This is a genomic window from Jiangella ureilytica (genome assembly GCF_004348545.1).
GTDB classification, from domain to species: domain Bacteria; phylum Actinomycetota; class Actinomycetes; order Jiangellales; family Jiangellaceae; genus Jiangella; species Jiangella ureilytica.
In genome coordinates, this window is the sequence record NZ_SMKL01000003.1 from 22,956 (window position 1) to 45,511 (window position 22,556).

A 22,556-nucleotide genomic window follows, 5' to 3' on the forward strand; every position below is an offset into this window, starting at 1 on the left:
AACCATTGGTCTCAACCGGAGGGTGCGGAGCGGTGTAGCGTTCGGAGCGTGACGACAACGCGGCCCGGATCACTCTCCGCCCTTCGGCTGGCCAACCAACGACGGCTGCTGTCCGCCCTGCAGGACGGGCGCCAGATCAGCCAGGCCGAGCTCGCGCGGCTGACCGGCCTCGCCCCCGCGACGGTGTCCGGGCTCGTGCGCGACCTCGCCGACGAGGGCGAGCTCGTGGTCGGCGAGGGCGTGGCCAACGGCCGGCGCAGCCGCATGGTCCAGCGCGCGCCCGGACGCCTGCGCTACGGGATCGGGATGTACCTCGGCCGCGCGCACGTCGAGGCGGTCGCCGGGACCGAGGCGGGTGACCTGCTCGCGGAGTCGTCGGCCGAGCTCGCCCGGGGCTACGCGCCGGACGCCGCGGCCGAGGCCGTCGTCGCCCTCGCGACCGAGGTGCGCGAGCGGGCCGGCCTGACGCCGGACCAGGTCTTCGGCGTCGCCGTCGCGGTGCCGGCCCCCGTCGACGTGCGGACCGGCACCCTGACCGAGCCGGTGATCCTGCCGGCGCTCGTCGGCGTCCCGCTGCGCGAGCGGCTGCGCGAGGCGCTGGGGCGCCCGGTGGTCGTCGAGAACGACGCGAACCTCGGCGCGCTCGCCCTGACCCGCCGGGCCGGCGCCGGGCCGGGCCCGCTGGTGTACGTCAAGGTCGCGACCGGCATCGGGGCCGGCGTGGCCGTCGACGGCCGCCTCGTTCGCGGCGCCGCCGGATCGGCCGGCGAGATCGGGCACCTGCCGCTGGACCCGGGTCTGACGACGGTGTGCCGCTGCGGGCGCCGCGGCTGTCTCGAGACCGTCGGCTCCGCGGAGTCCGTCCGCGCCGCGCTGGCCGGGGCGCTGCGCCGCGACCTCGCCACGGCCGACGTCCACGACCTGATCGCGGCCGGGCATCCGGTCGCGGTCCGGGTGCTCGAGGACGCCGGCGAGGCGCTGGGCCGCGGGCTGGGCTGGCTCTCGATGGTGGTCGACCCGGCCGAGATCGTGCTCGGCGGGCCGCTGACCGCCGCCGGGGACGCCTGGCTGGGCCCGGTGGAGCGGGGCTTCCGCCGCGCGGTCCTGCCCGGCGTGGCGCGGCGGACCCGGATCACCCTCTCGCCGCTGGGCGAGAGCACCGAGGCCGTGGGCGCGCTGATCGCCAGCCTGATGGAGAATTCGCACATTGCCGTCGAAATGCGAACAGATAAACAAGATGTAAACGCGTAATGTATTTGAGCCTTGACGGCAATCCGAGCGACGCACCAGACTCGTCCCACCCGGACCGGTCCGACGATCCGTGGCGACCCAAAGGAGGGTTAACGTGCACCAGCCCATTCGACGGGCTGCCGTCTTGACCATCGCCGCCCTGGCGGCCGGCACGCTGGCGGCCTGTGGCGCCAACGAGGAGGCCGGCGGCGGCGGGGACGACGAGACCGGCGGTGGCGCCGCCACCATCGCGCTGCTGCTGCCCGAGTCGGCGACCGCCCGCTACGAGGCGTTCGACAAGCCGCTGTTCGAGGCCAAGATCCAGGACCTGTGCGCCGACTGCGAGGTCGTGTACTTCAACGCCGACCAGGACGAGGCCCAGCAGGCCGAGCAGGTCGACTCCGCGATCTCGCAGAACGTCGACGTCATGGTGCTGGACCCGGTGAACGGTGTCGCCGCGGCCTCCCTGGTGGCCGACGCGCAGGCCGCCGACATCCCGGTCATCGCCTACGACCGCTTCATCGAGGGTGCGGACTACTACACCTCGTTCGACAACGAGCGGGTCGGCGAGCTGCAGGGCCAGGCCCTGGTCGACGCCGTCGGCGGTCCCGGCAACATCCTCATGCTGAACGGGTCGCCCGACGACCCCAACGCGGCCCAGTTCAAGGCCGGCGCCCACAGCGTCATCGACGCCAGCGAGCTGACCATCCTGGCCGAGTACGACAACCCGGACTGGAGCCCGGACAACGCCCAGTCCTTCACCACGGACCAGCTCGACACCATCGACCCGACCACGCTGGCCGGCGTCTACGCCGCCAATGACGGCCAGGCCGGCGGCGTCATCGCGGCGCTGACCGGTGCGGGCATCGCGCCCGACGCGCTGCCGCCGGTGACCGGTCAGGACGCGGAGCTCGCCGCGATCCAGCGCATCGTCGCCGGTGAGCAGTACATGACGATCTACAAGCCGATCAAGGGCGAGGCCGAGGGCGCCGCCGAGATGGCCATCTCGATCGTCAACGGCGAAGAGGTCGCCGACACCACCGACTTCCAAGGCGTGCCGTCGCTGATCCTCGACCCGATCGTGGTGACCGCCGACAACGTCGGCGACACCGTCGTGGCCGACGGGTTCTGGAGCGTCGACGAGATCTGCACCGCCGACTACGCGGACGCCTGCGCGGCCGCCGGGCTCAGCTGATCCGTCGAGACGACGTCAGGGGTGGCACTGGAGCCGGGAATCTCCCGGCCGGTGCCACCCTTGATCCGAGTGAGGAGATGGTGCGGATGAGCGTCGCCACGCACGAGAGCGGGTCCCCCGCGCAGACGACAGAGCCGGTCCTGGAGCTCACCGGGATCGGCAAGCACTTCGGCGCCGTGCAGGCGCTGGCCGGCGTGGACTTCCGGGTCCACCCCGGCGAGGTGGTCGCCCTGGTCGGCGACAACGGCGCGGGCAAGTCGACCCTCGTCAAGATCATGTCCGGCGTGTACCAGGCCGACTCCGGCAGGATGCGCGTCGAGGGCCGGGAGGTGCACGTGCACAGCCCCAGCGCCGCACAGTCATTGGGCATCGCCACGGTCTTCCAGGACCTCGCGCTCTGCGACAACCTCGACGTCGTGGGCAACCTGTTCCTCGGCAGCGAGCTCGGCTCGAACGCCTGGATGGACGAGGTGGCCATGGAGAAGGAGTCGTGGCGGTTGCTGCGCGAGCTCGGCGCCAAGATCCCGACGGTGCGCATCCCCGTCGCCAGCCTCTCCGGCGGACAGCGGCAGACCGTGGCCATCGCCCGCAGCCTGGTCGGCAGCCCGAAGGTGGTCATGCTCGACGAGCCGACCGCCGCCCTGGGCGTCGCGCAGACCGCAGAGGTGCTGAACCTCGTCGAGCGGCTGCGCGAGCAGAACCTCGGCGTGGTCCTGATCAGCCACAACATGGCCGACGTGCAGGCCGTCGCGGACCGCATCGTGGTTCTGCGCCTGGGCCGCAACGAGGCCGAGTTCCGCACCGTCGACGTCACGACCGAACAGCTCGTCGCCGCCATCACCGGCGCGTCGGACAACGTCGTGGCCGAGCGCCACGCCCGCCGCGTCCCGCCGGCGACCGAGACCGGGGAGGTCGAGGCATGAGCACTACGCGGACGGCTCCCACCGACGAGACGGCGGCCCGCGCCGACCTCATCGACGAGCGGCTCGCCCAGGACACCGGCCTGCGCGGCGCCGCCGACGCGTTCCGCCGCCGGGTCCGCGACGGCGACCTCGGCCTGCTGCCGGTGGTCGTGGGACTGTTCGTCATCGGCCTGGTCTTCTACCTGCAGGACGTCACGTACCTGTCGTCGAGCAACCTGGTCAACATCACGCTGAACGCGGTGCCGTACGGCATCATCGCGGTCGGCGTCGTGCTGGTGCTGCTGCTCGGCGAGATCGACCTGTCCGTCGGCTCCATCAGCGGGCTGGCGGGGTCCATCACGGCGGTGCTGGTGGTGCAGCAGGGTCAGCCGCTGGTGCTGGGGCTGCTGGCCGGCGCCGGGACGGGTGCGGTCATCGGCATCGCGTACGGCCTGATCTTCACCAAGATCGGCGTGCCGAGCTTCGTCATCACGCTGGCCGGCCTGCTCGGCTTCGTCGGCCTGCAGTACGTGGTGCTCGGCGACACCGGCACCATCAACCTGCCGCGCACCTCGCCGCTGGCCCAGTTCGCCCGCGAGGACTTCCTCAGCCCGGCGGTGTCCTACGTCGCCGTGGTGGTCGTCGTCGTGGCGTACGCGCTGGTCAGCATCATCGGGATCCGGCGCCGGACGGCGGCCGGGCTGCCCGCGCAGTCGCTGACGCTGGTGCTGGGCAAGTCGGCGATCATGCTGGCCGGCCTCGGCTTCCTCACGTACTACCTGAACATCGACCGCGGCTGGGGCTTCGCGGTGGTCTTCTTCGTCGCGCTGGTCGTGGTTCTCGACCTGGTGCTGCGCAAGACCACCTGGGGCCGGCACCTGTACGCCGTCGGCGGCAACGTCGAGGCGGCCCGCCGCTCCGGCATCAACGTGAACTGGATCTACATCTCGGCGTTCTCGCTGACCGGCCTGCTGGCGGCGACCGGCGGCCTGATGTTCCTCGCCCGGCTGACGTCGGTGTCGCAGGCCAGCGGCAGCAACGACGTCAACCTCACCGCGATCGCGGCGGCCGTCATCGGCGGCGTCAGCCTGTTCGGCGGCCGGGGCTCGGCCTACTCCGCCCTGCTGGGCGTGCTGGTGCTGACCGCCATCAACAGCGGCTTGAACCGCATCGGCGTGGACTCCTCGGTGCGCTACATCGTCACCGGGGCGGTCCTGCTGCTCGCGGTGTCGATCGACGCCATCGCCCGGCGCGCCCGCGCCAGCAGCGGCCGAGGTTGACGACCGGGAGCCCGGCGGCGCGCACGTACGCCGCCGGGCTCCCGCTCAACGGGATCGCGAGATCGGATCGCTACGATCGCGCCCATGGCCCTGGACCTCTACGCCGTCATGCCCGTCACCGACTTCGACGCCGCGACGGCCTGGTACGAGAAGCTGTTCGGCGCCCCGTTCACGTTCCGCGCCCACGACACCGAGGTCGTGTGGGAGCTCGCCGAGCACCGGTCGATCGCCGTGAACCAGCGGGCCGAGCACGCCGGCCGCACCCATGTCACGATCTTCGTCGACGACCTCGACGCGCTGGTCGAGGGCATCTCGGCGCGCGGCATCGAGCCGGCGGCGCGCGAGACGTACGGCAACGGCGTCCGCAAGATCACCTATCTCGACCCCGACGGCAACGAGATCGGTTACGGCGGCGCACCGGTCGCGGATCAGCAATGGTTGCTGTAGAGTAACCGTTGCCCATGAGTAACCAATCAGCGGATGCGGCGTTCGACGCCCTCGGCGAGCCCGTGCGGCGGCGCATCCTCGAACTGCTGCGCGACGGCCCGACGCCCGTCGGCAAGCTGGCCGAGCGACTGCCGGTCGGCCGGCCCGCCGTGAGCAAGCACCTGCGGGTGCTCAGCGGCGCCGGCCTCATCGAGCACCGCAGCGTCGGCACCCGGAACCTCTACGCGCTGGCGCCGGGTGGGCTGGCGGCCGTGCAGCAGTGGCTGGCGGGCACGTGGGCCACCGCGCTCACCGCCTACGCCGCGGAGGTCGCCCGCGTCTCGTCCCAGGATCACGAGGTGGAGTCATGAATCACGTCCCGCCACTGCGCCGCGAGGTGCTGGTCCAAGCCGCACCGGCGGTCGCCTTCGACGTGTTCACCAGCCGCATCGGCCGCTGGTGGCCGCTCGCCGAGCACGGCGTCTACCACGAGCGCGCCGCCACCGTCGTCTTCGACGGCGGCGTCCTCGTCGAGCGCTCGACGACGGGCGAAGAGTCCGTGTGGGGCACGGTGACCCACTGGGAGCCGCCCGCGACGGTCGCGTTCACCTGGCATCCGGGCCGGCCGGCGGACGCCGCCGGCCTGGTCGAGGTCTCCTTCGGCGCCGTCGACGGCGGCACGCTGGTGACGTTGCGGCACAGCGGCTGGGAGGCCTATGCCGACCCGGCCGCGGCCCGCGCCGACTACGACCACGGCTGGCCCACGGTGCTCGGCCGCTACAGTGACGAGGTCGCCCGGGCCGGCGACGCGGCGACCTGGGCGCTGCTGCTGCACCGCCCGGCTCCGGACGCGGGTATCGCCGGGCCGATCGTCGACGACCCGCGGTTCCGCGAGCACGTCGCGTTCCTCGGCCGCATGCGGGCCGCCGGGCATCTGGTCGCCGCCGGCCCGCTCGGCGACGCCGACGGCGAAGGGGTCACCGTCCTGCGGCTGCCGGGGTCCGGCCGCGACGCCGAGATCGTCCGGCTCGCCAGCGAGGACGACCGCAGCGTCCGCGACGGCCTGTTCACCGTCGCGGTGCGGCCGTGGCGGGTGACGCTTACCGGCCCGAATGACGGGTGATTGTCCAGTTCTTTCGTATTCTTGCACCGGGTTTTGCTGTACTTTGACCGAGTATGCGCAGCCGTCTCGTCGTCGCTTCGGCCGCCGTCCTCGCGACCGCCGCCGCCACCGTCGCCCCCGTCGCCGCTCCCGCCGCCCCGGCGCACGTTCCCCGCGAGACCCGGGCCGCGCTCGATCCCGCGCTGGTCGAGGGTCGCGGCGCCACCGTCGCGTTCGCCGAACAGGAGGCGGAGTTCGCCGTCCACACCGGCGAGCTGCTCAGTGCCTCGGCCTCCGGCGACATCGCGTCGTACACCCCGGACCGGCGCGGCACCGAGCGGCGCGCCGCCTACACACTGAGCGCGGAGGCATCCGGGCGCGACGCCGTCCGGCTGGACCGCGGCGAGTACGTGGAGTTCACGCTGACCCGCCCGGCCAACGCGATCACCGTCCGTGCCAGCATCCCGGACGCGCCGGCCGGCGGCGGCATCGAGTCGCCGCTCGAGGTCACCGTCGACGGACGCCACCGCGAGGTCATGACGCTGACCTCGGAGTTCGCCTGGCTGTACGCGGACTACCCGTTCTCGAACGACCCCGGGTCGGACTGGCTGCACCCGGACTGGTGGCGCCCGCCCACGGAGAGTCAGGCGAAGCCGCACCGGCCCAGCCACGCCTACGACGAGCAGCGGCTGCGGCTGGACCGGACCCACCCAGCCGGGTCGACGCTGCGGCTCACCGTGCCGCGCACCGCGGCCGCCGCCTGGACCGTCGTCGACCTCCTCGACTACGAGCGGATCGCGCCGCCGGCACCGAAGCCGCCGCACTCGGTGTCGATCCTGCAGTTCGGCGCCGACCCGTCCGGCCGCCGCGACTCCTCGGCCGCGTTCGACCGCGCCATCGCGCACGCGAAGCAGCGCTTCCCGGGCCGCGACGCCGTCGTGTACGTCCCGGCCGGCACATTCCGCGTCACCCGGCACATCGTGGTCGACGACGTCGCGATCGTCGGGGCGGGCAACTGGCACTCGATCATCACCGGCCCGGTCACCGCGCGGGAGACACAGGCGCCGGACGGGTCCTGGCACGACTCCGTCGGCTTCTACGGCCGCTGGTCCGACGACGGCGGCGGCAGCCGCAACGTGCGCCTGGCCGACTTCGCGATCGTCGGCGAGGTGGCCGAGCGGATCGACGGTGACCAGGTCAACGGCGTGGGCGGCGCGCTCAGCGACTCCGTCATCGAGGGCCTGTACATCAAGAACACCAAGGTCGGCATCTGGCTGGACGGTCCCGGCAGCGACCTGCTGATCCGCGACAACGTCATCGTCGACCAGATCGCCGACGGCGTGAACCTCCGGCGCGGCTGGACCGGCGTACGGGCGACGAACAACGTCGTGCGCAACACCGGCGACGACGCGATGGCCATGTGGTCGCACTATGTCAGCGGCGACGCCGCGAAGGAGCTGGACAAGAACACCGGCAACACGTTCGATCACAACACGATCCAGACGCCGGTGCTGGCCAACGGCATCGCGATCTACGGCGGCCGCGACAACACGGTGTCGGACAACCTCATCGCCGACCCGGTGCGCGAGGGCTCCGCGCTGCACGCGGGCCACCGGCACGGCTCGACCGACTTCCGGGGTCACCTGACGTTCGCCCGCAACACCGCCGTCCGGGCCGGGACGCGCGAGCTGAACTGGGACATCGGCGTCGGGGCGATCTGGTTCTACGCGCTCGAGGGGTCGCTGGACGCCGACTTCCGGGTGCTCGACTCCGACTTCCTCGACGTCGGCTACAACGCCATCCAGTTCGTGTCCGAGTGGGCGGTCAAGGACCTGTACGGCATCTCGCACGTGACGGTGCGCGACGTGCGGGTCGACGGCGCCGGGACGAACGTGCTGAACGCGCGCTCCTTCGGCAGCGCGACGGTGGAGAATCTCGACGCCCGCGGGGTCGGGCACGCGTTCACCAACAACTGCGGCTCGTTCGGCTTCCCGCCGACCGGCCCGGAGTTCTCGATCGAGCTGCTGGGCGGCAACGACGGCGGCTGGGATGCCTGGGGAACCTGGTGCGACGACCGCCCGGCCCCGATCGAGCCACCCGAACCGGCGCCGTGGACTCAGCCCTGACGGCGGGCGGTCGCGAAGTTCTGGCGGTAGCGACTGGGCGCGATCCCGAACCGCCGGGTGAACCCGCGGCGCAGCGTCTCGGGGCTGCCGAACCCGCTGAGCCGCGCGGCCTCGGTGACGGTGTGGCCCGCGTCGAGCAGTGACTTCGCGGCCTCGAGGCGCTGCTGCTCGACGAACCGGGCCGGTGACGTGCGCAGCTCGGCCGCAAAGAGCCGGCCGAGGTGCCGCGGGCTGACGTTCGCGACGGCCGCCAGCGCGGCGAGGGAGTGTTCGGCCGCGGGGTCGGCGGCGACGGCGTCGACAGCGGCTCGCAGCGCCGGCTGCCGCGGGACCGGCGCTCGCAGCGGCGCGGAGAACTGCGACTGTCCGCCGGGGCGCTGCATGTAGACGACCAGGGCGCGGGCCACCGCGCGGGCGACCTCCGGGCCATGGTCGGCCTCGACCAGCGCCAGCGCCAGGTCGATGCCGGCCGACACTCCGGCGGAGGTGTAGACCGCGCCGTCGGCGACGTAGATCGCGTCGGGCTGCACGTCGACGCGCGGATGCGCGCGGGCCAGCAGGTCCGTGTGGTGCCAGTGCGTCGTCGCTCGCCGGCCGTCCAGCAGCCCGGCGGCGGCCAGCACGAACGCCCCTGTGCAGACGGAAGCGACCCGGCCGGCGGCTGCGGCCAGTCGCCGGGCACTCTCGCGCAGCTCGGCCTCGATGGGCGCCCCGACCAGCCGGTCGCCGCCGGCCACGACGACCGTCCCCGCGCCGTCCGGGCCCCCACCCGCGGGTCCGAGCGCGTCACCGTCGACCGGCAGCACCGCCCGCACCGACGTCGTGACCGGGGTGCCGCCCGGCGACACGTAGCGAACCCGGTAGCCCGCGCCGTGCCGGTTGGCCTCGGTGAAGACCTCGGCCGGGCCCGAGACGTCCAGCAGCTTGACCCCGTGGAACACCAGGAAGGTGACGTCGTGCACGGTCTCAGGGTATGTCCGGATCCGAGGGATAGGTGTCCATCAAGACAGCGCGCCTCGGCGCCGCCGCGACGCACGCTGGGACCATGACCGAGACCATCGCCGGCATCACCGTCCCCGACACCCGGCTCGCGCGCGAGGTGACCGAGTTCGTGCGCGACACCGAGGACGACCTCCTCTACCACCACTCCCGCCGGGTGTTCCTCTTCGGCGCCCTGCAGGGCCAGGTGCGCGGCCTGCGCGCCGACCTGGAGCTCCTCTACGCCGGCGCGATGTTCCACGACATCGGCCTGACCGGCGGCTACCGCGAGTCCCCTCTGCGGTTCGAGGTCGACGGCGCACACGCGGCCCGCGACTTCCTGCGGCAGCGCGGCGTCGACGAGGACGACGCACGGACGATCTGGCTCGCCATCGCGCTGCACACCACGCCCGGCGTCCCGGAGTTCCTCGACCCCGTCGTCGCCCTGGTGACCGCGGGGGTGGAGACCGACGTCCTCGGGATCGGCTACCACGACCTGACGGAGGAGCAGCGGTCCGCGGTGACGACGGCGCACCCGCGGCCGGACTTCAAGAAGCGCATCCTGCACGCGTTCGCCGAGGGCAACGCGCACCGCCCGCGCTCGACCTTCGGCACCGTCAACGCCGACGTCCTCGAGCACTACCAGGACGGGTTCGTCCGCGACGACTTCGTGCGGATCGTCCTCGGCAGCGCCTGGCCCGAGTAGCCTGCCGGGCATGAGCACCGACACGCCCGCGGCCATCCAGGCGTTCATCGACGCGACCAACCGCGGCGACACCGAGGCGTTCGTCGCCGCCTTCACCGACGACGCGTACCTCAACGACTGGGGTCGCGAGTTCCACGGCCACGACGGCGTGCGCAGCTGGGACGGCACCGACAACATCGGCAAGCAGTCGCATTTCGAACTGCTCGCGATCGAGCCCGGCGCGGAACCGGAGAGCTACGTCGCCACGCTGAAGGTCACGGGGAACGGCTTCAACGGCACCGGCCCCATGGCCTTCCAGCTCCGCGACGGGCTCATCGCGAGCGTGCGCATCAGCTGACAACGATCCAGGCGGGGACGACCCACTGGTGCGGCGCGGGGCAACGGCGGCGGGCCGGCTGCCGGTGGCCCTCGGTTGACCGTCCGACCGTCCGGCGTCCTGGACGATCGGGCATGAATACGCGACCCTGAGGCATTGTTCCGCCGAGGCGCTGCCCGCACAGTGGACGTCATGACCCCACTGATGCAGGAGAGCGCCCGCCAGGGCACCGCGGGCCGGGGATGGATCGGGATCGCCGTCTGGACGACCCTGCTGGCGCTGGTCCTCGTGGCCGGGCTGAACGTCACCTTCGCCGCCGCCGTCATGCCGAACCTGGCCGGCGCCGACGACCACACCTTCGTGACGACACTGCAGCGCTACAACGACAACGCCGTGTTCCCGGGCAGCTACACCGTCGCGCTGGTGCTGGCCGCCGTCGCCCCGATGGTGCTGCGGCGGCGCGACCCCGCGGCGGTCGTGCGCTGGGCCATGGTCGCCTTCGCGCTCTACGTCGTCGTCTTCGTCCTGACCATGGCCGTCAACGTCCCGTTGAACAACGAGATCGACGCGGTCCGCGACCTGTCCGACGCCGCCGCGCTCGCCGACGTCCGCGAGCGGTTCGAGACCACCTGGGTGGCCGCCAACGCCGTGCGCACCGTGCTGTCGTTCGTGGCCGCCGGCGCCCTCGTCCGGGCGCTGCAGCTGCGGACCGCCCGCTGACCGCGCAGTATCCTTCGGCCGTGGAGCTGCGGTTCGGGACGCGTGCGTCCGACTCGCCGTGGGTCGACGCCGTGTGGACCTGCACGAGCGAGCGGGTCACGCGGATGACGTCGGTGGCGGCAGTGCGGTGGGGCCTGGTGTTCTGGGTCCAGGACGGCCGGGCGTACACGAGCGTCACGGGCCCCGAGACCAGGGCCGGCACCGCGCCGGTGCCCGAGGGCGCCACCTTCACCGGCATCGACTTCGCCCTGGGCACCTCGCTGCGAGCCCTGCCCACGCCGGAGCTGGTCGACGGCGGCGTCGTGCTCCCCGACACCACGCGCCGGAGCTTCCGGCTCGACGGCTCGCGCTGGGAGACCCCGGGGCCCGACGACGCCGAGGCGCTGGTCGAACGGCTGGTCCGGGCCGGGATCGTCGTCCGCGACCCGATCGTCACCGAGATCCTCCGCGGCCACAGCCTGGCAGCGTCGGGCCGCACCGTCGAGCGCCGGTTCCGCGCGGCGACCGGCCTCACCCGGGGCGCAGTCCGGCAGATCGAGCGGGCCCGGACGGCGGCGGAGCTGCTGGCCGCCGGTGCCCCGGCGGCCGACGTCGTCGCCAAGCTCGACTACTTCGACGAGCCGCACCTGGCCCGGGCCCTGCGGACGTACGTCGGGCGCACCGCCGGGCAGCTGCGCGACCGCGTCGGCGGGGCGATCGCACTCGACCTGGATCAGCGCTTGACGTCGTAGACCAGCTTCATGATCCCGTTCGAGTAGGTCTCGGACTCGCGCAGGCTCAGCATCTGCTTCGCGCGGTCGGCCCGGCCGAAGATGCTGGTGCCCGCACCGAGCAGCACCGGGAAGACGAGCAGGTTGTACTGGTCGATGAGGTCGGCGTCGGACAGCCGCTGCGCCAGCTCGGCGCTGCCGTGGATGTAGATCGAGCCGCCCTCGCCCTCCCTGAGCGCCTTGATGTCGTCGATGGAGCGCAGGAACGTGATCGGGCCCCAGTCCTCGACGGCGGCGTCATCGGGCAGCGTGGTCGACACCACGTACTTGGGCAGCTCCTTGTAGGAGGCGTGGTCCTGCGACGCGGGCCAGATCGGCGCGAACAGCTCGTAGGTGCGGCGGCCGAACATCAGCGCCGAGGTGTCCTCGAGCTCCTCGCTCTTGAGGTCCCAGGCCTCGGGCACGAACTCGAGGTCCTCGAACACCCAGCCGGCGCTGCGGTGCTCCTCAGCCGCGCCGCCGCCCGGCGAGTCGACGACGCCGTCGAGCGACATGAATCCGGTGTAGACCAGCTTGCGCATCGTGCTCTTCTCCTCGTGGTCGGTGTGTCGCGCCCACGGTAGACCCCGGCCGCGCCCGCCGTCTTGGACGGAAACGACAGCCGCCGTCCGGCGCGAATCACTTCAGACGGACGGCGGCTGCCGGTCACGAACACCGGCACGCAGGCCGGCCGGACACTCAGAACGCGTACCGGAAGACCGCCGCGACCGGCCCGCCCCCGGGCACGTCCTCGGCGCGCACCGCCAGCACGCGGCCGCTGTCGAGCAGCACCCGGCGGGTGATCTCATCGACGACACCGTAGCTGGCAGCGTCGTCGGCGGCGAGTGTCACCTCCCCGGTCTCCTCGTCGACGTGGCCCGGCACCGTCTCGTCGATGTCGACGACCAGCGTGTCGACGACGCCGTAGGTGGCGGCACGCGCGATGGTCGAGAGGTCCGCGGACGCGCGACCCTGGTCGAAGCGCTGGGCGTAGAGGTCGCGGAGGGCGGCGAGCTCTGCGCGTAGACCTCGTCCAGCACCGTCCGCGCCCGGTCCGCGAGGTCGGCGTCGGTGGCGCCCTCGGGGCTGCCGACGATGGCCGGCCCGGCCAGGTGCGGGTAGCTGTTCAGCGAACGGTAGATCGAGCTCAGCGGCTCGGTGGCGGCGAGGATCAGCGGCAGCTCGAGGCCGGTGAGCACTCCGCGCAGCGCCTGGTCGACCTTGAGGGCGTACTGCCCCAGCCGGGCCTTCTGCCCCTCCGAGCCCTGGAGCCGGCCGATCGGGGACCGCTCGGTGATCGACGCCTTGCCGACGGCGGACGCCGCGTCCTTCGGCAGCCCGGGGACGTCGACGGTGAACGGCGGCCCGTCGCGGGTGACCTCGACCAGACGCACCGATCCGGCCGCGAGCGCGAGGACGCACGCGGCCTGCGGGAACGTGACGGCTCGCAGCAGCGGCTTCACGTAGAACCGGTCGCCCACCTCGACGACGCTGGTCAGCTCGTTCGGCAGCCGGAACACCGCCACGCCGCCCGGGGTGGCGAACACCGCAAGGCTGCGCGCCTGCTCGGCCCAGAAGTCGTCGTCCTCGACGAGTTCCTCCAGCGCCTCGCGGACGGCGGTGGCGGCGGTGCGGTCGGCGCCGGACCGCTCGAGCTGCCGGGTCGCCTCGGCGGCCAGGTTCTTCAGCTCGATGCGGCCCGCCTGCGCCTGCTGCGTCAGCGGACTCGTCGGCACGTACACCGAGCACTGACCGGATCGCGCGCCGCGATCAGCCGCTGCAGCTGAGCGCGCGCCGGGATGTCTGTGTGCAGCGTCACATCCCTACCGTCTCACGCAGTGCAGAGCGGCCAAGGAGCCAGCGGACCCCACCGCTGCCGTGGCCGACCAGCTCGAAGCGATCGGCGAACTCGGCCCGGCCGCGGCCGTCCTCGGTGGCGAGCGGATGTCAGACGTCGGGGCGGGCACCGCGGGTGGCGCCCGCGGACGCGACCACCACGCACAGGACCGCGATCCACTGCGACCAGTGCAACGCCTCCTGGAGCACGACCAGGCCGATGAGCGCGGCCATGGCCGGTTCGAGGCTCATCAGGATGCCGAACACGCGCGCCGGCATGCGGCGCAGCGCCTCGAGGTCCAGCGTGTACGGGAGCACCGACGACAACAGCGCCACGCCGAGCCCGGCGATCAGGACCCACGGCTGGAGCAGCGCCGTACCGGCGTCGACCACGCCGAAGGGCACTGCCACCACGGCGGCGACGGCCATGCCCAGCGCCAGCCCGTTGCCCTCCGTGGTGTGCCGGCCCAGCGCCGCGCCGACCACGATGTACAGGCCCCAGAACGCTCCCGCGGCGAGGGCGAACAGCACGCCCACGACGTCGAGGTCGCCGCCGCCCTCCATGAGCAGGACCACCCCCGCGGCCGCGAGCAGCGCCCAGACGACGTCCAGCCAGCGCCTCGACCCGGCCAGCGCCACCGCGAGCGGCCCGAGGAACTCGATGGTGACCGCGAGCCCCAGCGGCAGCCGGTCGAGCGCCAGGTAGAAGCACAGGTTCATCAGGCCGAGGATGACGCCGTAGCCGAGCACCACCGTCCACGTGCGGCGGGTCATGCGCACCGACGGCCGCCACACCAGCATGAGCACGACCGCCGCGAAGATCAGCCGCAGCGCGACGGTCCCGAAGCTTCCCACCTCGCTGAACAGCTGCTTGGCCACGGCCGAGCCCAGCTGGACGCTGACGATGCCGAGCAGGACCAGCGCCGGCGGCGGGACGGCGTCGAACGTGCGCCCGGCCAGCGCGGTCAGGGAGGACCGGGGGGACGGGCCAGGCGGTGTGCTGTCGACGTTCATGCCGGCCACCCGGAGGATTATCGACGATCGGCCGGCAGGCGTCACACGGTTTTCGGCGAGGCCGGGAGGGCTCTTCTCTCTGGTGGCCGCCGAGCCAGGGCGCCCGCCACCAGAGCCGGCCGCATTCGCGGCGAAACGTCGACGTGAGGGTGTCGAGGTTGGCGTGTGACGATGGCCGCGGCGAGACGATTCCGTGGTGAGGACGACATGCCCAGATCCGATCGGCTGTACGCCATCGTCGACGAGCTGCGTGCCCGCGCACCCAGCCGGGTGACGCGCCGGGAGCTGGCCGATCGCTTCGAGGTCAGCAGCCGGACCATCGAACGCGACATCGAGGCGCTCCTCCTGGCCGGTGTGCCTGTGTGGAGCGACCCCGGCCGGGACGGCGGCTACTCCATCGTGCGCGCGACCAGCATGCCGCCGCTGAACCTGACGCCGGAGGAGGCGGTGGCGATCGTCGTCGCGCTGGCGACATCGACGGACCTGCCGTATCAGGACGCCGGACGACGGGCGCGGGCGAAGTTGCTCTCCGGCATGCGTGAGGCGGACGTGCGGGCCGCGCGGGAGCTGGCCGACCGGGTGCGCATCGGCCCGGTCGCTGACGACGCGATGGTGGCGGCGGAGCTGCGCGCCCACGTCGAGGCCGCGGTCGCCGAGCGCCGGGTGGGTGAGCTGACCTACCGCGACCGGAAGCGACGCAGTACCCGGCGCGTCGTCGAGGCGCACGGCCTGTACCTCACCGGCGGCCACTGGTACCTCGTCGCCTGGTGCCGGACGCGTGAAGCCGGGCGCGTCTTCCGCCTGGACCGGGTGGAGGCGCTGCGCCTCACCGAGGAACGGGCGGCCGAACGCCCGATCGCCGACCTGTCGATCTGGGTGACGCAGGGCCGCACGGTGGAGATCTGACACCCTGAGAACGCAGGAGACGCGACGTGCGCTACGCGGTGAGCATCGCGACCATGACCGAACCGTCCGACCTGATCGACCTCGGCGTGGCGGCCGAGGACGCCGGCTGGGACGGCGCGTTCCTCTGGGACCACGTCTACGGCAGCCCGGCGGCACCCATGCCGGTCGCGGACACGTGGACCGTGCTCGCGGCGCTGGCGGTGAGCACCAGGCGGATCACGATCGGTCCGATGGTGACACCCCTGGCCCGCCGCCGCCCGCACAAGGTGGCGCGCGAGACCGTCACCGTCGACCGGCTCTGCGGTGGGCGGCTGGTGCTCGGTGTCGGGCTCGGCAACCCCGCCGAGGAGTTCACCGCATTCGGCGAGGACGCGGTGGCGCGCACGCGCGCGGAACGGCTCGACGAGGCGCTCGAGACTCTCGTCGAGCTCTGGAGCGGAACCCGCGTCGACCACGAAGGGCCGCACGTCACCGTCCGCGACGCGCAGTTCCTGCCGACGCCGGTGAACGGGACCGTCCCGGTCTGGGTCGCGGCGACCGTGTCCCATCCCGCGCCGGCCCGTCGGGCAGCCCGCCACGACGGGATCGTGCTCACCGATCCGAACGCCGAGAGCGGGATCGGCACCGTGACGCCCGCCGCCGTGCGCGAGGCCTGCGAGACGGTGACAGGATCACGCGGCGACCTCCACGACTTCGACGTCGCCCTCATCTGCCCAGATGTCCCGTCGGCGGACGACGCTGCCGCCTATGAGCATGCGGGCGTCACGTGGATCATCGTGACCGGGTGGCTCGACCAGCTGCGAGACACCATCAGCGCCGGCCCACCCGCCTGAGCCCACTGTCCGTGTCATCGCACGGCAGCGGGTGGCCGGCCACCGTTGCGTGGCCGGCCACCTCTGCTGCTCCTCGCCGGCTCAGCGGGCGATGTTCAGCTCTGCGAGCATCGACGCGCCCGCCGACTCGGTGATGACGATCTTGACGTGCTGGGCGGTGGTGTGGTCGATCTCGGCCCAGGCGATCTCGCCGGCCACCGAGACGTGCCCGGTGCGCACGTCGACGGGGTCGCCCCAGCTCTCGCCGTCGGCCGACAGGTAGACCGAGGCGGTCTCGGCGTAGCCGGGCTTGAGGTTCAGGCCGATCCAGGAGATCCGCTGCGGCGCAGCGAAGCTGAGGGTGAAGTGGCGCGGCGCCTCGGGTGTGGCGACGGGGCCGAGTGAGGAGTGCCAGTACTCGGCGACGCCGTCGACCGCTCCGCCCGGCTGGGCGGTGGGGTGGTTCTGATGGCTGCTGGTCAGATCGGTCTCGAAGGTGGCTTCCCCCGCGGCGACCATGGCCGGCAGGTCGAGGACGTCGTCGGGTGTCGGAGCCTCCACCACCGGCGGTTCGGCACGGACGTAGTCGGCGAGTGAGCTGAAGGTGCCGACGACGGCGTGCAGGTTCGTGTCGTAGCTGACCGTGAGGAACCGGCCGCCCCGCACGACCGCGGTGCTCGGATCGCCCTGGTCGACGTTCTGCTGCGACATGTAGAGCAGGACGGGGGTCGTGTCGGTCCACGCCTCACCGCGTCTCAGGAGCCGGCCCACGATCGGCTCGTTCGAGCCGTAGTCGCGCCCGCCATAGGTGAGCAGCACCCGTCCGCCCGGCAGCGTCAGCAGGTCGGGGGCCTGCATGCTCCAGGGGACCTTGGCGGCGACGGTCCAGGTGCGGCCGCCGTCGTAGGAGTCGCTGACGTAGCCGGGGCGGATCACCGCGGTCACGTGACCGCCCGGAAGCACCGCCAGCTCGGTCTCGGAGAGGCCGATGCCGGGCTCCGCCGGAAGCATCACCTCGTTCTCCAGCGGCCAGGTCCGCCCGCCGTCGGTGCTGCGCACGACGCTGGCGCGGCCGAGGGCGGAGTCCGGACGCGTGCCGTACAGCGGGATCAGCAGGTCGCCGTCGTCGAGTTCGACCACTTCACCGGACTCGGCCGCCCACCCGAGGTGGTATGCGCCGCTGCGCGCGCCGCACCCGCAGCTCATCGACGACTGCACCTGGGCGGGCTCGGACCACGTCTGCCCGCCGTCCTCGGAACGCGTCACGAAGGTGCCGATGATCGTGGCGGCCTCGGCGGGGTACCCGGCCCACTCGGTCTGGAACCAGGTGATCACGATGGTCCCGTCGCGAAGCTGCGTGATCTGCGCGTCGCGGTCGTCGTACGATGTGTCGATCACCACCCGCGGCTGCGACCACGTCGCCCCGCCGTCCGTGCTCTCCGTCCACCGCACCTGCCCGTCGTGATCGCCTCCAGGGATCCCTGCGGAATGCTCGTTGTTCCAGTAGAAGACGCTCACCAGGCGACCGTCCTCGAGATGCACGAGCTCGGGGAAGAACGGCTTCTGGTCGCCCTCCTGCGTCGCAATGACCACGTCGGGTCGAGTCGGGTCGTCCGGTCCGGCACTCGCTGGCGCTCCGGCCATGCCGCCGGCGGCGACGAGAGCGAGACCGGAGATCAGCGCACCGACCGTGGCCCTGCGGAGCTTCCGGGAATGTCTGGTCATGATCGCTCCTTTCGATTCGTGGCCGTGGAGCACGACCCTTCGAGTGAGCTGCGGTGACGTCGGTAGTCGACTGAACCTGGCACGACATTCCATGTCAATAGCTTGTCCGTCCTGGGCCGGGATCCGGCTGCTCGCCGAACATTGACATGGAACACGATTCTGCGTTTCCCTCTGGCTACGCGCCGTCAGAATCCGATCCCAGTGGAGTGATCAGATGAGGCTGTCTCGACGATTTTCCGCCCCTGCTGCCCTGGCAGCCGTGTCCGCCGTCATCGGTGCTGGGCTGACCCTCGCGCTGGAGCCGGCCGACCCGCGGAGCGCCGGCCCGTCCCAGCCGTTCGGCGACGCCCCTGCCGTCATGGCGAGCGACAGCACCACCGCCGCCGGGGAGCCCGTCGCGGTCGAGGTGCCCAATGCCGGCTTCGAAGAGGTCGACGCGGACGGCTGGGCGGTCGGGTGGCGGCTGGACCCCGCGCGCGCCCAGACGGCCACGGTCGTCGAGGGCGATGCACACGGAGGCGAGCGCAGCCTGGAGGTCGTCGACCCGGCGGACACCGGCATCGCGATCTGGTCCAGCCCGATCGAGTCCGTCCGCGACGGCGAGTACGAGGCGTCGGCCTGGATCCGCACGGCCTCCGGCGTGCCGGCCTGGCTCTACCTGGAGTTCTACGACGCGAACGGGCGGCGCGTCAGCGAGACCCACGCGACGCCAGAGCCGTCGGCGACGTGGCAGCTCGTCACGGTCGCGGGCACCGCACCGGCGACCGCCACCACGATCAAGCTGCTCATCTACGGCTCCAACAGCCCGGCGGGAACGAGCTACGTCGACGACGTCGCGCTGCGCCTGCTGAACCCGCCCGCGCCGTACGACCCCGAGATCGGCCAGCGAACGCAGCTCTTCCACGACCTGGACAGAGTCGACACCATGACGCACGTCGGCAGGGTCGTCCACGAGGCCGAGATCAGCGGCGAGCCGATCCTCCGGCCCGACCGTCCGTGGGAGGCCAACAACGTCTACCTCTACGGCAGTGTGCTCTTCGACGAGGACGACCAGCTCTACAAGATGTGGTACCACTCGTACAACTGGGACCTGGGCGAATACCTGAACATGTACGCCACGTCCCGCAACGGGCGCACCTGGGACAAGCCCGAGCTCGGCATCTACGAGTACGAGGGGTCGACGGCGAACAACATCGTCATCGGCGACAACATCCACAGCCCGTCCGTGCTGAAGGACCCGTTCGAAGACGACCCCGCCCGCCGGTACAAGATGATGGCGATGGACTACGCGCAGGGATACGTGGTCTACTTCTCCGCCGACGGCATCCATTGGACCGCCTGCGACTGCAACCCGGTGAGCACCGGCGCCGACGTCGCCAACGTCTTCCAGAACCCCGACACCGGCGAGTTCGGCGTCACGTGGAAGCAGCCGCCACTGCGGCCGGTCCCCGGCATCCGCGTCGCCTTCCTGTCCACCAGCGACGATTTCGAGACGTGGAGCGAGCCGCAGCTGGTGCTCGCGGCCGACGAGCGCGACCAGCTCATGGCAACGGCCGACGGTCACACCAACGCGCAGATCTACGGCTTCCCGGTCGCCGCGTACAAGGGCGGCTGGGTCGGCTTCCCGTGGATCTACAAGCCGGGTGGCGGCACGCCGGGCATGGCCGGCTCCGGGCCTGTCGACGTGCAGCTGGCGTTCAGCGACGATCTGCGCACCTGGACCCGCGACGACCGCCGCTCCGTGATCCCGCGCGGCGTCCCCGGCTCGTGGGACGCCGGCATGATCTACACCGCCAGCTCGCTCGTCGATACGGGCAGAGAGCTTCGCCTGTACTACTCCGGGTGGGACGGCTTCCATGACGGGTCCCCGAACCGCGGGGCCGCGATCGGCATGGCGACCTGGCGTGTCGACGGCTTCGCCTCGCTGGCCAACGGCGGCGACCAGCCCGGCGTCGTCACGACCGAGCCGCTCGTGTTCGACGGCACCGCGCTCAGTGTCAACGCCGCCTTGGCACCCGGGGGCACCCTGCGGGTGGAGATCCTCGACGCCGACGGCGAGCCCATCCCCGGGTTCACGTTGACGGAGAGCCGCAAGGTCATGGGCGACCGGACCGACCACCGCATCCGCTGGGCCGGCGCCCACGACCTGAGCACGCTGACCGGGACGACTGTCCGGGTGCGCTTCCACCTCGACGACGGCAACCTGTACTCCTACCGGTTCCACGACTAGCCGGCCGCCGCGACCGTCGCCCGGGTCCCGACGATCGTCGCTCGCAGGATGCGGGATCGTCGGGCGAACCGCGTCGATGGTCGCCGGCGGCGGCGCAACCCGAGGTCGTCCACGACGACGTGCCCGCGGTGATCGACGGAGGGCACTCGCCGCTTTCCGCAGAGGCGGCGAGCCTCCGTCGATCCGAGGCACGCGCAGCGACCGCGACGCAGCGACGTTCCGCCCGTGCGGGGAATCGGCCCGGCCTCGCGCAGCGTCTGACTCCACGAAGGCGGCCGCCAGCACCACGGCGATCCCGCGATATGTGGCGACGGCCATACGGCCACACTGCCGGCCGCGCGGTGAACCTGTGAGCTTGTGGTGAGCGGCCATGCGGTCCTCCTGGATGAGGAGGTCGAACATGACCGCTGACCAGCGGATCGGGTGGAGCTGAGGGGACTCGAACCCCTGACCCCCTCCATGCCATGGAGGTGCGCTACCAGCTGCGCCACAGCCCCGTGCCGAACGGCTTCGTAAGCTTAGCCGACGGCGGGGTGAACCTCATAATCGGACCACCCGCGATGCCCGGCCCCGAAAAGCAGGCCGAACGACCTCGCAGAGGCTATCAGGTCACCCCTCTTCGATCACCACCGGAGTGGGCAGTGTGCCGGCGTTGTGCTCGACCAGGATCCAGCCGTCGTCGCCCTCGCGGAGCATGGACCACGAGCAGTTGGAGAGCCCGCCCACGTTGGTGAAGCGGTGCAGCGGCAGGCCGATGAGCGCGGCGATACCCAGCCGCGACGAGCCGCCGTGGGAGGTGAGGACGGCGAGGCCGTCCTCGGGCAGCCGGGCCGCGGCGTCGGTGACGGCGGCGAACATGCGTTCGGCCACCTCCTGCCGGGTCTCGCCGCCGCCGACGCGCAACAACGGGTCGCCGCCGCGCCAGGCCTTGAACTCGTCGGGCCAGCGGGAGGCGATCTCGGGCGTCGTGCAGCCCTGCCACTCGCCGGCGAAGGTCTCGCGCAGCCGCGCGTCGAGGTCGACGTCGAGACCCAGGATCCCGGCCAGCGGCGCGCAGGTGTCCTGGGCCCGCTGCAGGTCCGAGGAGACCAGCAGGTTCGGCGCCAGCGCCGCGAGCCGCGACGCGGCCTCCTGCGCCTGCTCGCGGCCGAGGTCGTCGAGGGCCACGTCGGTCTGGCCCTGGAACCGCCCGGACGCGTTCCACTCGGTGCGGCCGTGCCGCCACAGCACGATGCGACGGCTCACTCCTCGTCTCCGGAGCGCGGGCCCCGTCCGGCGTTCACCTCGGCCGGCAGCTCGATGGTCGGACAGTCCTTCCACAGCCGCTCGAGCGCGTAGAAGACGCGCTCCTCGGCGTGCTGGACGTGGACGACGATCTCGACGTAGTCGAGCAGCACCCAGCGGCCCTCGCGCTCGCCCTCGCGACTGACGGGGCGGGCCTGGAGCCCGCGCAGGCGCTCTTCCACGGCGTCGACGACGGACCGGACCTGCCGGTCGTTGGACGCCGAGCAGACCAGGAACACGTCGGTGATGGCCATGCGCTCGGACACGTCGAAGGCGACGATGTCATCGGCCAGCTTGTCGGAGGCCGCCTCCGCGGCGGCGACCGCGAGCTGGATCGCACGTTCGGTTGCGGACAAGCGGCGTTCCTCTCTTCCTGTTCGGGCGACCGGCTGGTGGCCGGTCTCCAGCGTCTCATGCCTCGACGTAGAGGCCGCGTTTGTTGATGTACTGGACGATGCCGTCGGGGACGAGGTACCAGATGGGCTCGCCGCCGACGACGCGGTGCCGGCACTCGCTCGACGAGATGGCCAGCGCCGGCACCTCGACCAGCGTCACCTTGCCTTCCGGCAGGCCGACGGCGGTGAGGTCGTGCCCCGGCCGGGTACAGCCGACGAAGTGCGCCAGCTCGAACAGCTCGTCGTGGTCGCGCCAGGACAGGATCTGCCCCAGCGCGTCGGCACCGGTGATGAAGAACAGCTCCGTGTCCTCGCCGTAGTGCGCGCGCAGGTCGCGGAGGGTGTCGACGGTGTACGTGGGGCCGCCGCGGTCGATGTCGACCCGGCTGACCGAGAACACCGGGTTCGACGCCGTGGCGATGACGGTCATGAGGTAGCGGTCCTCGGCCGGCGTGACCTCGCGGTCGGTCTTCTGCCAGGGCTCACCCGTGGGCACGAAGACGACCTCGTCGAGGTGGAACCAGTGCTGCACCTCGCTGGCCGCGACCAGGTGCCCGTGGTGGATGGGATCGAACGTCCCGCCCATGACCCCGAGCCGCTTCGGCTTGCTCACCGACGACACCG

At 72.0% G+C, this 22,556-nt stretch carries 24 protein-coding genes and 1 tRNA gene; 15 read left to right on the forward strand and 10 right to left on the reverse strand.

What is annotated here, in order from left to right; genetic code table 11:
• Nucleotides 1-48 precede the first annotated feature (48 nt).
• The 8 genes from E1212_RS01945 to E1212_RS01980 all read left to right on the forward strand — a co-directional run bounded on the left by E1212_RS01945 (nucleotide 49) and on the right by E1212_RS01980 (nucleotide 8,261).
• A complete protein-coding gene (locus E1212_RS01945) occupies nucleotides 49-1,251 on the forward strand; it encodes an ROK family transcriptional regulator (protein WP_131978329.1) in 1,203 nt (400 codons plus the stop codon).
• 94 nt (nucleotides 1,252-1,345) lie between these two features.
• The gene (locus tag E1212_RS01950) at nucleotides 1,346-2,425 is read left to right on the forward strand and encodes a sugar ABC transporter substrate-binding protein (RefSeq protein ID WP_203416187.1); all 1,080 of its coding nucleotides are present in this window, start codon (nucleotides 1,346-1,348) and stop codon (nucleotides 2,423-2,425) included.
• An 86-nt stretch (nucleotides 2,426-2,511) separates the two neighbouring features.
• Nucleotides 2,512-3,348, forward strand: coding sequence for an ATP-binding cassette domain-containing protein (locus E1212_RS01955; protein ID WP_203416189.1), 837 nt, complete (start codon nucleotides 2,512-2,514; stop codon nucleotides 3,346-3,348).
• Nucleotides 3,345-4,607: a sugar ABC transporter permease gene (locus E1212_RS01960; protein WP_131978338.1), complete on the forward strand. Its 1,263-nt coding sequence runs from the start codon at nucleotides 3,345-3,347 to the stop codon at nucleotides 4,605-4,607. Before E1212_RS01955 ends, E1212_RS01960 begins: the two co-directional genes overlap by 4 nt.
• Before the next feature lie 84 nt (nucleotides 4,608-4,691).
• Entirely contained in the window at nucleotides 4,692-5,054 is a 363-nt protein-coding gene (locus E1212_RS01965) for a VOC family protein (protein WP_131978341.1), read from the forward strand.
• A gap of 14 nt (nucleotides 5,055-5,068) precedes the next feature.
• Nucleotides 5,069-5,404 (forward strand): ArsR/SmtB family transcription factor, encoded by a 336-nt coding sequence (locus E1212_RS01970; protein WP_131978344.1) that lies wholly within the window; start codon nucleotides 5,069-5,071, stop codon nucleotides 5,402-5,404.
• Nucleotides 5,401-6,156, forward strand: a complete 756-nt coding sequence (locus tag E1212_RS01975; RefSeq protein ID WP_131978346.1) for an SRPBCC domain-containing protein — start codon at nucleotides 5,401-5,403, stop codon at nucleotides 6,154-6,156. Before E1212_RS01970 ends, E1212_RS01975 begins: the two co-directional genes overlap by 4 nt.
• Nucleotides 6,157-6,209: 53 nt before the next feature.
• The gene (locus tag E1212_RS01980; protein WP_131978349.1) at nucleotides 6,210-8,261 is read left to right on the forward strand and encodes a glycosyl hydrolase family 28-related protein; all 2,052 of its coding nucleotides are present in this window, start codon (nucleotides 6,210-6,212) and stop codon (nucleotides 8,259-8,261) included.
• On the opposite strand, the gene E1212_RS01985 is transcribed toward E1212_RS01980, so the two are convergent.
• Complete coding sequence (locus E1212_RS01985; protein ID WP_131978351.1) at nucleotides 8,252-9,223, reverse strand: GlxA family transcriptional regulator; 972 nt, start codon at nucleotides 9,221-9,223, stop codon at nucleotides 8,252-8,254. The two genes, E1212_RS01980 and E1212_RS01985, sit on opposite strands and share 10 nt — an antisense overlap.
• 83 nt (nucleotides 9,224-9,306) lie before the next feature.
• Here E1212_RS01985 and E1212_RS01990 point away from each other — a divergent pair, with 83 nt between their 5' ends.
• The 4 genes from E1212_RS01990 (at nucleotide 9,307) to E1212_RS02005 (ending at nucleotide 11,712) form a co-directional block, all read left to right on the forward strand.
• Entirely contained in the window at nucleotides 9,307-9,945 is a 639-nt protein-coding gene (locus tag E1212_RS01990) for an HD domain-containing protein (protein WP_131978354.1), read from the forward strand.
• Nucleotides 9,946-9,955: 10 nt separating this feature from the next.
• A complete protein-coding gene (locus tag E1212_RS01995) occupies nucleotides 9,956-10,282 on the forward strand; it encodes a nuclear transport factor 2 family protein (protein ID WP_131978357.1) in 327 nt (108 codons plus the stop codon).
• 171 nt (nucleotides 10,283-10,453) lie between these two features.
• Nucleotides 10,454-10,981 carry an anthrone oxygenase family protein gene (locus E1212_RS02000; protein ID WP_131978360.1) on the forward strand — a complete coding sequence of 176 codons (528 nt, stop codon included), beginning with the start codon at nucleotides 10,454-10,456 and terminating at the stop codon, nucleotides 10,979-10,981.
• 20 nt (nucleotides 10,982-11,001) lie between these two features.
• Complete coding sequence (locus E1212_RS02005; protein ID WP_131978363.1) at nucleotides 11,002-11,712, forward strand: helix-turn-helix domain-containing protein; 711 nt, start codon at nucleotides 11,002-11,004, stop codon at nucleotides 11,710-11,712.
• Here E1212_RS02005 and E1212_RS02010 read toward each other — a convergent pair.
• From E1212_RS02010 to E1212_RS02020, 4 genes are all read right to left on the reverse strand, one after another.
• The gene (locus E1212_RS02010) at nucleotides 11,694-12,272 is read right to left on the reverse strand and encodes a dihydrofolate reductase family protein (protein ID WP_131978366.1); all 579 of its coding nucleotides are present in this window, start codon (nucleotides 12,270-12,272) and stop codon (nucleotides 11,694-11,696) included. The two genes, E1212_RS02005 and E1212_RS02010, sit on opposite strands and share 19 nt — an antisense overlap.
• Nucleotides 12,273-12,429: 157 nt before the next feature.
• A complete protein-coding gene (locus E1212_RS29850; RefSeq protein WP_203416191.1) occupies nucleotides 12,430-12,582 on the reverse strand; it encodes a hypothetical protein in 153 nt (50 codons plus the stop codon).
• Entirely contained in the window at nucleotides 12,579-13,466 is an 888-nt protein-coding gene (locus E1212_RS02015) for a baeRF11 domain-containing protein (protein ID WP_203416193.1), read from the reverse strand. The genes E1212_RS29850 and E1212_RS02015 overlap by 4 nt, the downstream gene beginning before the upstream one ends.
• 211 nt (nucleotides 13,467-13,677) lie before the next feature.
• Nucleotides 13,678-14,580 (reverse strand): EamA family transporter, encoded by a 903-nt coding sequence (locus tag E1212_RS02020; RefSeq protein ID WP_131978613.1) that lies wholly within the window; start codon nucleotides 14,578-14,580, stop codon nucleotides 13,678-13,680.
• A gap of 207 nt (nucleotides 14,581-14,787) precedes the next feature.
• Here E1212_RS02020 and E1212_RS02025 point away from each other — a divergent pair, with 207 nt between their 5' ends.
• Nucleotides 14,788-15,486 carry a helix-turn-helix transcriptional regulator gene (locus E1212_RS02025; RefSeq protein WP_162605257.1) on the forward strand — a complete coding sequence of 233 codons (699 nt, stop codon included), beginning with the start codon at nucleotides 14,788-14,790 and terminating at the stop codon, nucleotides 15,484-15,486.
• A gap of 53 nt (nucleotides 15,487-15,539) precedes the next feature.
• The gene (locus E1212_RS02030; RefSeq protein WP_131978372.1) at nucleotides 15,540-16,319 is read left to right on the forward strand and encodes an LLM class flavin-dependent oxidoreductase; all 780 of its coding nucleotides are present in this window, start codon (nucleotides 15,540-15,542) and stop codon (nucleotides 16,317-16,319) included.
• An 81-nt stretch (nucleotides 16,320-16,400) separates the two neighbouring features.
• Here the strand turns inward: E1212_RS02030 and E1212_RS02035 are convergent, their stop codons facing one another.
• Nucleotides 16,401-18,023 carry an exo-alpha-sialidase gene (locus E1212_RS02035; protein ID WP_162605258.1) on the reverse strand — a complete coding sequence of 541 codons (1,623 nt, stop codon included), beginning with the start codon at nucleotides 18,021-18,023 and terminating at the stop codon, nucleotides 16,401-16,403.
• Nucleotides 18,024-18,282: 259 nt separating this feature from the next.
• On the opposite strand from E1212_RS02035, the gene E1212_RS02040 reads away from it, so the two are divergent.
• Complete coding sequence (locus tag E1212_RS02040; RefSeq protein ID WP_162605259.1) at nucleotides 18,283-20,253, forward strand: glycoside hydrolase family protein; 1,971 nt, start codon at nucleotides 18,283-18,285, stop codon at nucleotides 20,251-20,253.
• A gap of 424 nt (nucleotides 20,254-20,677) precedes the next feature.
• Here the strand turns inward: E1212_RS02040 and E1212_RS02045 are convergent.
• The 4 genes from E1212_RS02045 to nadD all read right to left on the reverse strand — a co-directional run bounded on the left by E1212_RS02045 (nucleotide 20,678) and on the right by nadD (nucleotide 22,545).
• A tRNA-Ala gene (locus E1212_RS02045) sits at nucleotides 20,678-20,750 on the reverse strand.
• 112 nt (nucleotides 20,751-20,862) lie between these two features.
• Nucleotides 20,863-21,498 carry a histidine phosphatase family protein gene (locus tag E1212_RS02050; protein ID WP_203416197.1) on the reverse strand — a complete coding sequence of 212 codons (636 nt, stop codon included), beginning with the start codon at nucleotides 21,496-21,498 and terminating at the stop codon, nucleotides 20,863-20,865.
• Nucleotides 21,495-21,893 (reverse strand): ribosome silencing factor, encoded by a 399-nt coding sequence (gene rsfS / locus E1212_RS02055; RefSeq protein ID WP_131978384.1) that lies wholly within the window; start codon nucleotides 21,891-21,893, stop codon nucleotides 21,495-21,497. Before rsfS ends, E1212_RS02050 begins: the two co-directional genes overlap by 4 nt.
• Nucleotides 21,894-21,948: 55 nt before the next feature.
• Nucleotides 21,949-22,545: a nicotinate-nucleotide adenylyltransferase gene (gene nadD / locus E1212_RS02060; protein WP_238992222.1), complete on the reverse strand. Its 597-nt coding sequence runs from the start codon at nucleotides 22,543-22,545 to the stop codon at nucleotides 21,949-21,951.
• Nucleotides 22,546-22,556 lie beyond the last annotated feature (11 nt).